Origin of the sequence: Paracoccus suum (assembly GCF_003324675.1) — a bacterium.
GTDB lineage: Bacteria > Pseudomonadota > Alphaproteobacteria > Rhodobacterales > Rhodobacteraceae > Paracoccus > Paracoccus suum.
The window spans coordinates 1,540,025-1,552,083 of record NZ_CP030918.1 but is presented as its reverse complement, the minus strand read 5'-3'; the positions used below and the strand labels follow the sequence as shown (position 1 = coordinate 1,552,083).

The 12,059-nt window shown below is 68.1% G+C and carries 15 protein-coding genes; 6 read left to right on the top strand and 9 right to left on the bottom strand.

Features of this window, described 5'->3' with window-relative positions:
• The first annotated feature begins 2 nt into the window (after positions 1 to 2).
• The 6 genes from mraY (at position 3) to DRW48_RS07570 (ending at position 6,803) form a co-directional block, all read left to right on the top strand.
• On the top strand, positions 3 to 1,085 hold the full coding sequence (gene mraY, locus DRW48_RS07595) for a phospho-N-acetylmuramoyl-pentapeptide-transferase (RefSeq protein ID WP_114075887.1): 1,083 nt from the start codon (positions 3 to 5) through the stop codon (positions 1,083 to 1,085).
• Between the two features lie 62 nt (positions 1,086 to 1,147).
• On the top strand, positions 1,148 to 2,563 hold the full coding sequence (murD, locus tag DRW48_RS07590) for a UDP-N-acetylmuramoyl-L-alanine--D-glutamate ligase (RefSeq protein WP_114075886.1): 1,416 nt from the start codon (positions 1,148 to 1,150) through the stop codon (positions 2,561 to 2,563).
• Positions 2,564 to 2,822: 259 nt separating this feature from the next.
• Positions 2,823 to 3,989 (top strand): putative lipid II flippase FtsW, encoded by a 1,167-nt coding sequence (gene ftsW, locus DRW48_RS07585; protein WP_114075885.1) that lies wholly within the window; start codon positions 2,823 to 2,825, stop codon positions 3,987 to 3,989.
• The gene (murG, locus tag DRW48_RS07580; RefSeq protein WP_114075884.1) at positions 3,989 to 5,101 is read left to right on the top strand and encodes an undecaprenyldiphospho-muramoylpentapeptide beta-N-acetylglucosaminyltransferase; all 1,113 of its coding nucleotides are present in this window, start codon (positions 3,989 to 3,991) and stop codon (positions 5,099 to 5,101) included. The genes ftsW and murG overlap by 1 nt, the downstream gene beginning before the upstream one ends.
• Positions 5,098 to 6,504, top strand: coding sequence for a UDP-N-acetylmuramate--L-alanine ligase (gene murC / locus DRW48_RS07575; RefSeq protein ID WP_114075883.1), 1,407 nt, complete (start codon positions 5,098 to 5,100; stop codon positions 6,502 to 6,504). Before murG ends, murC begins: the two co-directional genes overlap by 4 nt.
• Entirely contained in the window at positions 6,501 to 6,803 is a 303-nt protein-coding gene (locus tag DRW48_RS07570; RefSeq protein ID WP_241963414.1) for a DUF2484 family protein, read from the top strand. Before murC ends, DRW48_RS07570 begins: the two co-directional genes overlap by 4 nt.
• 4 nt (positions 6,804 to 6,807) lie before the next feature.
• Here the strand turns inward: DRW48_RS07570 and DRW48_RS07565 are convergent, their stop codons facing one another.
• The 9 genes from DRW48_RS07565 to secF all read right to left on the bottom strand — a co-directional run bounded on the left by DRW48_RS07565 (position 6,808) and on the right by secF (position 12,051).
• The gene (locus DRW48_RS07565; RefSeq protein WP_114075882.1) at positions 6,808 to 7,383 is read right to left on the bottom strand and encodes an RES family NAD+ phosphorylase; all 576 of its coding nucleotides are present in this window, start codon (positions 7,381 to 7,383) and stop codon (positions 6,808 to 6,810) included.
• Positions 7,367 to 7,717, bottom strand: a complete 351-nt coding sequence (locus DRW48_RS07560; RefSeq protein WP_114075881.1) for an antitoxin Xre/MbcA/ParS toxin-binding domain-containing protein — start codon at positions 7,715 to 7,717, stop codon at positions 7,367 to 7,369. The genes DRW48_RS07565 and DRW48_RS07560 overlap by 17 nt, the downstream gene beginning before the upstream one ends.
• Before the next feature lie 93 nt (positions 7,718 to 7,810).
• Positions 7,811 to 8,416, bottom strand: a complete 606-nt coding sequence (locus DRW48_RS07555; protein ID WP_114075880.1) for a DsbE family thiol:disulfide interchange protein — start codon at positions 8,414 to 8,416, stop codon at positions 7,811 to 7,813.
• Positions 8,409 to 8,594 carry a heme exporter protein CcmD gene (gene ccmD, locus DRW48_RS07550; RefSeq protein WP_114075879.1) on the bottom strand — a complete coding sequence of 62 codons (186 nt, stop codon included), beginning with the start codon at positions 8,592 to 8,594 and terminating at the stop codon, positions 8,409 to 8,411. Before ccmD ends, DRW48_RS07555 begins: the two co-directional genes overlap by 8 nt.
• Entirely contained in the window at positions 8,591 to 9,319 is a 729-nt protein-coding gene (locus tag DRW48_RS07545; protein ID WP_114075878.1) for a heme ABC transporter permease, read from the bottom strand. Before DRW48_RS07545 ends, ccmD begins: the two co-directional genes overlap by 4 nt.
• Before the next feature lie 54 nt (positions 9,320 to 9,373).
• Entirely contained in the window at positions 9,374 to 10,030 is a 657-nt protein-coding gene (gene ccmB, locus DRW48_RS07540) for a heme exporter protein CcmB (RefSeq protein WP_114075877.1), read from the bottom strand.
• Positions 10,031 to 10,070: 40 nt separating this feature from the next.
• Positions 10,071 to 10,706 (bottom strand): heme ABC exporter ATP-binding protein CcmA, encoded by a 636-nt coding sequence (gene ccmA / locus DRW48_RS07535; RefSeq protein ID WP_114075876.1) that lies wholly within the window; start codon positions 10,704 to 10,706, stop codon positions 10,071 to 10,073.
• Positions 10,703 to 11,056: an Mth938-like domain-containing protein gene (locus DRW48_RS07530; protein ID WP_114075875.1), complete on the bottom strand. Its 354-nt coding sequence runs from the start codon at positions 11,054 to 11,056 to the stop codon at positions 10,703 to 10,705. The genes ccmA and DRW48_RS07530 overlap by 4 nt, the downstream gene beginning before the upstream one ends.
• Positions 11,056 to 12,051 carry a protein translocase subunit SecF gene (gene secF / locus DRW48_RS07525; protein ID WP_114075874.1) on the bottom strand — a complete coding sequence of 332 codons (996 nt, stop codon included), beginning with the start codon at positions 12,049 to 12,051 and terminating at the stop codon, positions 11,056 to 11,058. The genes DRW48_RS07530 and secF overlap by 1 nt, the downstream gene beginning before the upstream one ends.
• Positions 12,052 to 12,059: the final 8 nt, after the last annotated feature.

Below are 12,059 nucleotides of genomic sequence, written 5' to 3'. Positions count from 1 at the left end.
AGATGCTCTACTGGTTCACCTCGCTGTCGGACGGCGGCGATATCTTCAACCTTTTCCGCTACATCAGCTTTCGCGCCGGCGGCGCGTTCCTGACCGCGCTGGCGTTCGGATTCATCTTTGGCCGGCCGCTGATCGACTGGCTGCGGGTCAAGCAAAAGCGCGGCCAGCCGATCCGTAGCGACGGCCCCGAGGGACATTTCGTCAAAGCCGGCACGCCGACCATGGGTGGGTTGTTGATCCTGTCCGCGCTGACCGTCGCGACGCTGATGTGGGCGCGGCTGGACAACGGTTATGTCTGGATCGTGCTGCTGGTCACCCTCGGCTTTGCCGCCATCGGCTTTGCCGACGACTACGCCAAGGTCACCAAGCAGCACCACGCCGGCGTCTCTGGCCGGGTGCGGCTGGGCCTTGGCTTCCTGATCGCCGCGCTCGCCGCCACCGCCGCCGCATGGCTGCACCCCGAGGCCCTCAGCTGGCGCCTGGCCTTTCCCTTCGTGAAAGAGGCGACGCTGAATCTCGGCATCCTGTTCGTGCCCTTCGCGATGTTCGTGATAGTAGGCGCCGCCAATGCGGTGAACCTGACCGACGGGCTGGACGGACTGGCCATCGGACCGGTGATGATCGCCGCCGGGACCTTTGCCCTTATCAGCTACCTCGTCGGCAATGCGAATTTCGCCAACTACCTCGGCGTGCACTTCGTCCCCGGCACCGGCGAGATCGCGGTCTTCCTGTCCGCGCTGATCGGCGGCGGCCTCGGGTTCCTGTGGTATAACGCCCCGCCCGCCGCGGTGTTCATGGGCGATACCGGCTCGCTCGCCCTGGGCGGCGCGCTGGGCGCCATCGCAGTATGCACCAAGCACGAACTGGTCCTCGGCATCGTCGGCGGCCTCTTCGTGGTCGAGGCCCTGTCGGTCATCATCCAAGTCCTCTATTTCAAGCGCACCGGCCGCCGTGTGTTCCTGATGGCGCCGATCCACCACCATTTCGAGAAAAAGGGTTGGGCAGAGCCCCAGATCGTGATCCGCTTCTGGATCATCTCGGTGATCCTGGCGCTGATCGGGCTGGCGACGCTGAAGCTGCGCTAAGTCTGCTTGCCGCCCGCCCTTGGGGCGGTGTAGCCCTCGCCGAAACCTCGCGGAGTGATGGCATGATCCCGGTCCAGGACGTCGCAGATCGGACCGTCGCGGTCCTGGGGCTAGGCCGCTCGGGGCAGGCCACGGTCGAGGCATTGGTGGCGGGCGGGGCCCGGGTCGTCGCATGGGACGACAGCGCCGAAACGCGCGCTGCCGCGGAGGCCGAGGGGTTGGTGCTCGCCGACCTGACCCGCGATGCGGCCTGGGACGGCGTCAGCTTGCTGGTCACCTCGCCCGGGATCGCACATCTTTATCCCGCGCCGCACCCAGCGATTGCGCAGGCTCTGGCCCGCGGCGTGCCCGTCGACAACGACATCGGCCTGTTCTTTCGCAGCTATGCCACCGCCGACTGGGACCGGTTCGACACCGCGCCGCGGATTGTCGCGATCACCGGCAGCAACGGCAAATCCACCACCACCGCTCTGACCCACCACATTCTGCTGGAGGCCGGGCGTGACGCGGTCATGGCCGGCAACATCGGCCGGGGCGTTCTGTCGCTGGACCCGGCCGAGGATGGCCAGATCGTTGTACTGGAGCTGTCGAGCTATCAGACCGACCTGGCCCGCGCGCTGACCCCGGACGTGGCGGTGTTCACCAACCTTTCGCCCGATCATCTGGACCGGCACGGCGGGCCCGGCGGCTATTTCGCGGCCAAGCGCCGGCTCTTTGCGGAGGGCGGACCCGACCGCGCCGTGGTCGGCGTGGACGAGGTCGAGGGCCGCTATCTGGCGAACCAATTGGCTGAAGGGCCGGCCGACGACCGCGTCATTCGCGTGCTGTCGGCCGGCAAGCCCGAGGCGTTCGGTTGGGCGGTCATGGCCCGAAAGGGTTTTCTGTCCGAATGGCGCAAGGGGCGCCAGGTCGCTTCGATCGACCTGCGCGAGGTCAAGGGGCTGCCCGGCGCGCATAACCACCAGAACGCCTGCGCGGCCTATGCCGCCTGTCGCGCCCTCGGCCTCGCCCCGCGCGAGATCGAGGCCGCGATGTCCAGTTTCGCCGGCCTGCCACATCGCAGCCAGCACCTTGGCCAGATCGGCGGCGTGGCCTGGGTCAACGACAGCAAGGCCACGAATGTCGACAGCGCCGCCAAGGCGCTGCAGGCATTTCCGAAGATCCGCTGGATCGCCGGCGGGATGGGCAAGGATGGCGGCATCGCCGCCTTGGCGCCGCATCTGGGATCGGTGGTCAAAGCCTATCTGATCGGCCATTCGGCGCGCGATTTCGCCCTGCAACTGGGGGACACCCCCCATGAGATCGCCGAGACGATGGAGGCCGCCGTCGCCCACGCTGCCGCCGAGGCCGAGCCAGGCGAGACGGTCCTGCTTGCCCCTGCGGCGGCCAGTTTCGATCAGTATCCGAATTTCGAGAAGCGGGGCGAGCATTTCGCAGCCCTGGTCGCGGCGCTCGAGTCGCCGACAGCCCGGGGGTGACGGTATCTGAATGGTCGGGAGGGCCGTTCGCCGTTCTTTCCTGTCCACATTGGCTTGGCGGCCGGGCGAAACTCGCCAATAGCCCCCCGCCATACATCGTCGCTTCCCAATCATCTGACGCTGGTCAGGGGCCACACAGCGCCCATCAGTCCTAGCCTTACCAAGTCAATCAGCGGTGGCGCGATGCAATAATCCGCGCTAATCTGCCCCTCAGACCCGGTCAACCGGGCGGACCCGAGGCAGTGACAGCAGGACCCCGATGACGGAGATGGTCTTTGGCGCAGCGCCCACGCGGGCGGGCGAGCCGATTCTGCCCAGATGGTGGCGCACCGTCGACCGCTGGTCGCTGGCCTGCATCCTGGGCCTTTATGCCGCCGGATTGCTGCTGGGACTGGCAGCGTCCGTTCCACTCGCCGAGAAGAACGGGCTGCCGGCATTCTATTACGTGACGCGGCAGGCTGCCTTTGGCGGGATGGCACTGATCGCCATGCTGGTCATTTCGATGATGTCGCCGCGCCAGGTGCGGCGCATTGGCGTGCTTGGATTCATTTTCGCGGCCGCCGCCCTGCTGGCGCTGCCGGTGATCGGCACTGACTTCGGCAAGGGCGCGGTCCGCTGGATCAGCCTCGGCTTTGCCAGCGTGCAGCCGTCTGAATTCCTCAAGCCTTGCTTCGTGTGTCTGGCCGGCTGGTTCATGGCCTCCAGCCAGGAGGTTGGGGGCCCGCCCGGCAAGACCTACAGCTTCATCGCAACGGCCGTGATCGTGCTGCTGCTGGCGATGCAGCCCGACTTTGGCCAGGCTTCGCTGATCCTCTTCAGCTGGTGCGTGATGTATTTCATTGCCGGCGCGCCGATGACGCTGCTGGCGGCCGTGGGTGGGCTGACCGCCGCCGGCGGGTATCTCGCCTACCACAGTTCGGAACACTTTGCCCGCCGGATTGATGGCTTCATGGCCGCCGATGTCGACCCGCGCACGCAGCTCGGATATGCCACCAACGCCATCCAGGAGGGCGGCTTTTTCGGCGTCGGCGTCGGCGAGGGCACGGTGAAATGGTCCCTGCCCGATGCGCATACCGACTTCATCATCGCCGTTGCGGCCGAGGAGTATGGCCTCGTGCTGGTGCTCGTCATCATCGCCCTTTATGCGACTATCGTCATCCGCTCGCTGACGCGCCTGATGCGCGAGCGCGATCCCTTTGCCCGCATCGCCGGCACTGGCCTTGCCTGCGCATTTGGCGTGCAGGCCCTGATCAACATGGGCGTCGCCGTGCGGCTGCTGCCGGCCAAGGGCATGACACTGCCCTTCGTCAGCTATGGCGGCTCGTCCGTCATTGCCTCGGGGATTGCGGTCGGGATGCTGCTGGCGCTGACCCGAACCCGCCCGCAGGGCGAGATCGGGGACGTCCTCGGGCGGGCCGGCCGCTGATGGCCGCCGGTTCGCAACGGCGCGCCAGCGGCAAGCTGGCGCTGATTGCCGCCGGCGGCACCGGTGGGCACATGTTCCCCGCCCAGGCCCTGGCCGAGGTGCTGCTCGCCGAAGGCTGGCGCGTCACCCTGTCGACGGACGCCCGCGGCGCGCGCTATGCAACGGGCTTTCCCGACGCTGTCCGGCGCGAGACGGTCGCCTCGGCCACCACTGCCCGCGGCGGGTTGGTCGGCAAGATCACCGCCCCGGGCAAGATCGGCGTCGGCATCGGCCGCGCGGTCAGCGACCTGCGCGCGGACCGCCCCGCGGTGGTGATCGGCTTTGGCGGCTATCCGGCGATCCCCGCGATGGCGGCAGCCACCATGCTGGGCGTGCCCCGCATGATCCATGAGCAGAACGGTGTCATGGGCCGGGTCAATCGCCTCTTTGCCCGGCGCGTGGACGTTGTCGCCTGCGGCACCTGGCCCACGACCCTGCCGCCGGGCGTCAAGGGCATCCATGTCGGCAACCCGGTCCGACAGGCAGTGCTGGACCGCACCGGCGAGGCTTATGTTGCGCCCGGCGACGGGCCGTTGAACCTGCTGGTGGTCGGCGGCAGCCAAGGCAGCCGCATCCTGTCCGAGCGCGTGGCCGAGGCCGCGGCCGCCCTGCCCGACGCCATGCGCGCGCGGCTGAACGTTACCCATCAGGCCCGCCCCGAGGACGTGGACCGCGTCCGCGCGGCCTATGCCGACGCTGGCATCTCTGCCGAGGTGGCGCCCTTCTTTTTCGACATCCCGCAGCGCATGGCCGCGGCGCAGCTGATCGTCTGCCGCGCCGGCGCCTCGACCGTGGCCGAAGTCACGGTGATCGGCCGTCCCGCGATCCTGATCCCCTTTGCTGCCGCCGCCGGCGATCATCAGATGGCCAATGCCCGCCCCCTGGCCGAGGCGGGCGCAGCCATGGTGCTTCCGGAATCGGTACTTGACGCGACGAGCCTGTCGCGGGACATGCATGCCATCCTGTCGGATGCCAGCCGCGCCGACGGCATGGCGCGCGCCGCCCTTACGCAGGGCCGCCCTGATGCGGCCCGCAGACTTTCCGATCTCGTCACGGACCTAGCCAGCACATGAACGCCGCCACAAAACTGCCGGGCGAACTCGGCCCCATTCATTTCATCGGCATCGGCGGGATCGGCATGTCCGGCATCGCCGAGGTGCTGATGACGCTCGGCTACCGGGTCCAGGGCAGCGACGCCAAGAAATCCAAGATCACCGACCGGCTGGAGACCCTCGGCGCCACCGTGTTCGAGGGCCAGCGAGCCGAGAATATCGGCGAGGCCGGCGTGATCGTCACCTCGACCGCCATCCGCACCGGCAACCCCGAACTGGAGGAGGCGCGTCGCCGCGGCCTGCCCGTCGTGCGCCGGGCCGAAATGCTGGCCGAACTGATGCGCCTGCGCAGCAACATTGCCATCGCCGGAACCCACGGCAAGACCACCACCACCACCATGGTCGCGACCCTGCTGGACAAGGGCGGCTTTGATCCCACCGTCATCAATGGCGGCGTTATCCACGCCTACGGCTCCAACGCCCGCGCAGGCGCCGGCGAGTGGATGGTGGTCGAGGCGGACGAGAGCGACGGCAGCTTTAACCGCCTGCCCGCGACGATTGCCATCGTGACCAACATCGACCCCGAGCATATGGAGCATTGGGGCAGCTTCGACGCGCTGCGGAAGGGCTTTACCGACTTCGTGTCGAACATCCCCTTCTACGGCCTCGCGGTTTGCTGCACCGATCACCCCGAAGTGCAGGCCCTGGTCGGCCGAGTCACCGACCGGCGGATCGTGACCTTCGGCTTTAACGCCCAGGCGGACGTGCGGGCGATCAACCTGACCTATCAGGGCGGCGTTGCACATTTCGACGTCGCCCTGCAGGCCGAAGATGACATCATCGAGGGCTGCACCCTGCCGATGCCGGGCAACCACAACGTCAGCAACGCGCTGTCGGCGGTTGCCGTGGCCCGGCACCTGGGGATGAAGAAGGCCGAGATCCGCGAGGCGCTCGCCAGCTTCAGCGGCGTCAATCGGCGCTTCACCCGGGTCGGCGAAGTCGACGGCGTGACCATCATCGACGACTACGGCCACCACCCGGTCGAGATTGCGGCGGTGCTGAAGGCGGCGCGGCAGGCCTCGACCGGGCGCATCATCGCCGTGCATCAGCCGCACCGCTACTCGCGGCTCTCGAACCTGTTCGACGATTTCTGCACCTGCTTCAACGAGGCGGACGTCGTCGCCATCGCCGATGTTTACGCCGCCGGCGAAGAGCCGATTGCCGGGGCAGAGCGCGACGATCTGGTCGCGGGCCTCATCGCCCACGGCCACCGCCACGCACGCGCTATCCTGAACGAGGATGATCTGGCGCGGCTCGTACGCGAGCAGGCGCGGCCGGGCGACATGGTCGTCTGCCTCGGGGCGGGGTCCATCTCGGGCTGGGCGCATGGCCTGCCCGACCGGCTGAGGGCCAAGGCCGCGTGAGCAAGCTGGCACAGCAAGTGGGCGCCATGGACGCGGTGCAGACCGGGCTGCTGCACAGCGCCTGGGCGCCGCTGGCCGCAGCGGCGCTGTGGATGATCGTGGCGGGGCTGATGCCGGCGATCCGTAGCCAACGCCGTTGCAGGACCGCCGTCATGGCGCTGACAGCCGCGGGCGTGCCGATCCTCGGCTGGCTGACTTATGCTTGCGGACCGGCGGTCGGGGTGCTGGGCTTTGCTCTCGGCCTCGCCATGCTGCTGGCGCAGCCGCTGGCCCGGCTGCGGACGCGCCGCCCCGCGTAAGGCGTCAGGCAAGCCGCCCTTCGGTGTCGTTCACCGAGATCCGTCCGTCCCAATCCCACAGCACCATGTTACGCGCGCCCGGTTGGGCCGTGCGCGCATAGCTCGGCACCAGCATCGCGGCATAACCATGCGCGATCAGCCGCTCTGCCAGGATCTGGCCCGGTGCGCCACCCTCCGGAGCGGTTGTGCCAGCGGGGGGCCGGGCCGCGCCCATGCGCAGGCGCCAGTCAGGCGCGGCCAGATCAGCGGGCGAGACCGCCCATTTCGCCAGCAGCGCCGGTTCGGTGGCGTCAAAGATGGGCCCCACTGCCGCGGCGTAGCTGACCAGCGTCACGGGTTGCAGAGGCTGGCCGACCTGCGAGGCCTCGGCCACAGCCGTCATCGGGTCAAGCGCAGTATAGAGCGCCGCCCGGCCCTTGAGGTTGAAGCGTCCACCGTGGCGGCGCGCGCCCTCGCCAGACAGGGGCTCGCGCATCCAACGGGGGTTCAGCGCGCGGTAGAGGGTGCCTTGCCAGATCGTGGGGTCGGGCGGTGGGGGGCGCGCGGCAGCGTCCCCCGCCGTTTCAGGCAAAGACGCCATCGTCCACGGCGTCGAGGTAGTCCATCACTGCCTCGGCCTGTCCGTCGCGCACCAGCGCCATTGCGGTCAGCCCGCCAAGGCCGGCCAGCGGCTCCGACCGGTACCAGGCAAAGGCGATCAGATCAGAGCCAAAGCGCGGCGTGACGCGGTTGAGGATCTCGACCATCTCGCGCAGGCGAGTCTGGGTCCGCGCGCTGAGCGCCCGGCCCTTGCGCGCCAGTGCATCGCGGCCGAGGCCGGTCGAGCGTGCAACCTCGTCCTGCGTGGTGTGCAGCGCCTCGGCGATGCGCCGGGGCGAGAAAGCGCCTTGATCGGCATAGGATGCAAGGGACATGGATGCCTCCTTCCACTGGATATGACGCAAGATAACGTCAGTTCCGGTGGAAATCAAGATGCCAGCTCCAGCCTCCCGGAGGCGTCGGCCGCTTCAGCCCCGAGACGCGGAAGCACCCCCTGCCCCGCCTGCCGGCAGCGCGGCGGCCGCGGCCGGGACCGGCCCCGGCCTCAGGCCGGCGGCCTCCATGGCGGGCTTCAGCTGACTGTCGATGGTGCGCGCGGTCAGCGGGCCGGCAAAACGATAGGTAATGCGCCCGGCGCCATCGATGACGAAAGTCTCGGGCACGCCATAGACGCCCCAATCGAGTCCGGTCTTGGCCTTGGGATCGGTGCCGATCGCGGCATAGGGGTTGCCCAGTTCGGCCAGGAAGGCCTCGGCCTTTGCGGGATCGTCCTTGTAGTTGATGCCGTAGATCGGAACGCCGGCGGCTTGCAGCGCCGCCAGATTCGGATGTTCAACGCGGCAGGGCGCGCACCAGCTGGCAAAGAAGTTGACCAGCTTGGGCTGGCCGTCGCGCAGCGTCTCGTGGGTCAGCGGCGGCAGGGCGCCCAGCGGCTGGACCTGGATACCCGGCGCGGGCTGTCCGATCAGGTTCGAGGGCAATTGGGTATCACGCCCGAGGCCCAGATAGAACACCACGCCGAGCGCGGCGAACACGGCGGGCGGCAACAGCACAAGCGGCGACAATCTAGCCATGCGGCTGTTCCCCCTTTGCAGTGGCGGCGGGGCGCGCCAGACGCGCCTCTTCGGATTCCAGGGCGCGGCGGGCGGCGGCATTGCGCATCAACGTGCGCGCGATCAGCGCGGCCAGCAGCACCAGCGAAATCGCCCAGGCGGCAAGCACCGGGGCGGCGTATTTTCCAAGCTCGATCACGCCCGGGCCTCGCGCGCGTGCAGCGCCGCGAGGCGGCGCGTGCGAATCTCGGTCCGGGTGCGAATCAGCAGCAGGGTCAAGAACAGCAGGGCAAAGCCGATCATGCAAAGATACAGTGGGTATTTGTAGGCCGCGCTCATCCGCTCGCCAGACTTGACCGACAACGAGGCGCCCTGGTGCAGCCCCTGGTTCCAGAAGTTCACCGCATAGCGGCTGAGCAGGGCAAAGACCGATCCGACAAGGCACAGAACGCCAGTCAGGTCGGCCGCGCTGTCGGCATCCTCGACCGCCGACCACAGCGCCATGTAGCCTAGGTAGAACAGCAGCAGGATCAGAAAGCTGGTCAGCCGCGGGTCCCATTCCCACCAGGTGCCCCACATCGGCTGGCCCCAGATCGCGCCGGTGATCAGGGCGATGACGGTCATCATCGCACCGACCGGCGCCGCGGCCCGCGCCGCGAGGGCGCTGACGTGGTGGCGGCGGATCATCCAGATCAGCGAGGCGACCAGCATCATCACCCAGATATTGATCGCCATCATCGCCGCCGGGACATGCAGATACATGATCTTGACGGTCGCGCCCTGTCGGTAGTCGTCGGGCACCAGAAAGCCCCAGACCAGCCCGCAGACCAGCACCAACCCGGTGAGCGGCGCCAGCCACCGCAGCACGCGCCCCGACGTCCGCATGAAGCGGACGGGATTGGCATATTCCCAAAGCGAGGTCATGGCTCGTCCTCCCATCATCGTCGTAAGGCGGGCGCAGATGCGCCTCAAGTCTGATTACCGAAGGTTGATCCGCAGCGCGGCAGCTGCGGCAAATGGCACCAGCGCAAGGCTCGCCGCGGTAATCGCGGCGGTGAAGACCAGCGGCGCAGTGGGATCGGCACCAAGGCCCCCGCGTCGTACCGCCTCGGCGCCAAAGATCAGCGTCGGCACGTAGAGCGGCAGCACCAGCAGCGAGAGCAGCAGCCCGCCGCGCCTCAGACCCACCGTAACCGCCGCGCCAAACGCGCCGAGAATCGACAGTGCGGGGGTGCCGAGCGCCAGCGACGCGACCAACCACGGGACGGCCGCGCCGGGCAGATGCAGAAGCAGCCCAAAAAGGGGCGCCGCCAGCACCAGCGGCAGGCCGGTCACCAGCCAATGCGCGGCGGCTTTCATCAGCACCGCGGCCTCCAGCGGAACCGGGGCGGTCGCCAGCAGGTCGAGGCTGCCGTCCTCCCAATCGAGGGCAAAGATGCGGTCGAGCGAAAGCAGGCAGGCCAGCAGCGCGCCGACCCAGAGGATACCGGGGGCGATGCGCGCCAGCAGCGCGCCGTCGGGGCCGACGCCGAACGGTACCAGCGTGCAGGTGATCAGGAAGAAGGCGAGGCCAAGGCCAAAGCCGCCGCCGGCGCGCACGGCAAGGCGCAAGTCGCGGACCAGCAGCGCGATCATGTGCGCTGTCCGACTCTGGGGTAAGGCAGCAGCACGGCGGTCACGCGAAAACCTCGTCAAAGCTGGCCGCTGCGGCTGTGCGGCGGCCGGGGACGGCGCGGTAGGGCACAAGATCAAGCTCTCGCGCCTCGGGCAGGCCGAGGTCGATATGGGTCGCGATCAGCGCCGCGCCGCCCTGCGCCAGATGGGCGCGGATTACCCCCGCGAACAATGCAACTGAGCCAGCGTCGAGCGAGACGGTCGGCTCGTCCAGCGCCCAGATCGGGCGGCCGCTGACCAGCAGGCGCGCGAGCCCCAGGCGGCGCTTTTGCCCGGCGGACAGGGTGTGGGCCGGCCGCTGAGCGAGGTGAGCCAGGTCCATCGCGGCAAGGGCCGGTGCGACCGCCGGGCCGGCAAAGACCTCGCGCCAGAATTGCAGGTTTTCGGCTGCGGTCAGGGCCGACTTCAGGCCATCGGCATGGGCAGCATAGGCAATCGAGTCGAGCTGGACATCGATCCGCCCGGCGACCGCTGGCTGCAGGCCGGCGATTGTGCGCAGCAGCGTCGTCTTGCCGACCCCGTTCGGCCCGCGCAGGATCAGCGCCTGCCCGGGATGGAGGGTGAGGTCCAGGCCCTCAAGCGTGCGGGCGCCGCCGCGCGCCACGGCGAGGCCGTACGCCGTCAGCAGGGCCGTCATACCGGGATCAGCGCGGCGGCGACGCGCCGCCCCTCGGACAAAAGGACATTGTAGCTGCGCGCGGCAGATGGGGTAACCATCACCTCGGTGCGCAGGCCCGCGGCCTCGGCCGCGTCGAGCAGCGCCGGCGGGGCGCGACCGATCTCGCCCCCGAGGCCGATCAGCAGCAGGTCGGCGCGGCCTGCCAGCGCGGCCACTGCCTTGCTGTCATCAAGGCCGCCCCAGGGCAGCACCTGACCGCCGAGGATCAGCATCGCGCCGCGATATACCTGCCCGCCCAGGCGGACGAAGCCGGGACCGTAGCCGTCGATTGGCACCGCGCCATCAAAGTCGATCGGCGCCATCGCCATCAGGGCATGTCCGAGAACGGCGTGCCATGACCCTCGGCCTCGGTGGCCGCATCGGTGCGCACCTTCTTGGACCAGTCGCGTTTCACGCCCAGCCACAGCACGATGTTCTTGGCGACATAGATCGTCGAATAGCAGCCGACGAAGACGCCCCAGAGCATTGCAAACACGAAGCCGCGGATCACGTCGCCGCCGAAGACCAGCATGGCAGTCAGCGCGATGGCGGTCGTGACAGCGGTCATGATGGTCCGCGACAGGGTCTCGTTCACCGTCAGGTTCATCACGTCGATCAAGGGCATCGACTTGAACTTCATCAGGTTTTCTCGAAGCCGGTCAAACACCACGACGGTATCGTTGATCGAATAGCCAAGGATGGTCAGCAGCGCGGCGATGGTCGTCAGGTCGAACTTCAGCTGGAACAGCGAGAAGATCCCGACCGTCAGCACCACGTCATGGACCAGCGCAAATACCCCGCCGATCGCGAACTGCCATTCGAATCGCAGCCAGATGTAGAGCAGGATGCCGATGGTTGCCGCGCCGACGGAGTAGAAGGCGGTCTTGATCAACTCACCCGAGACCTTGGGTCCGACCGACTCGACCGCGGCGAAGGTGACGTTCGGGTCGACCTTCTTCAACGCCGCCTCGACCTCGGTCAATTCTTCCGGGGTGACCGCCTGGGCATTGGTCTGCGGGCCGATGCGAATCTGAGTGACGTGCTTGTTGGCCCCAAAGCTGGCATCGAACACCTCGGTGATGGCGACATCGCCAAGGCCGAGGCCGTCCAGTGCCTGTCGGTAGGTGCCGACATCGACGGGGGTCGTCGTCTCGGTGCGGATGGTGGTGCCGCCCTTGAAGTCGATGCCAAAGTTCAGCCCCATGGTCAGGGTGATGATGATCGAGGCGATCATCGCCGCCGCCGAGATGCCGAAGGTCAGCCACTGCCAGCGGAAGAAGTTGATCCGCGTGTCGTCGGGAACCAGCTTGAGACGAAAGGCCATGCGTCGGT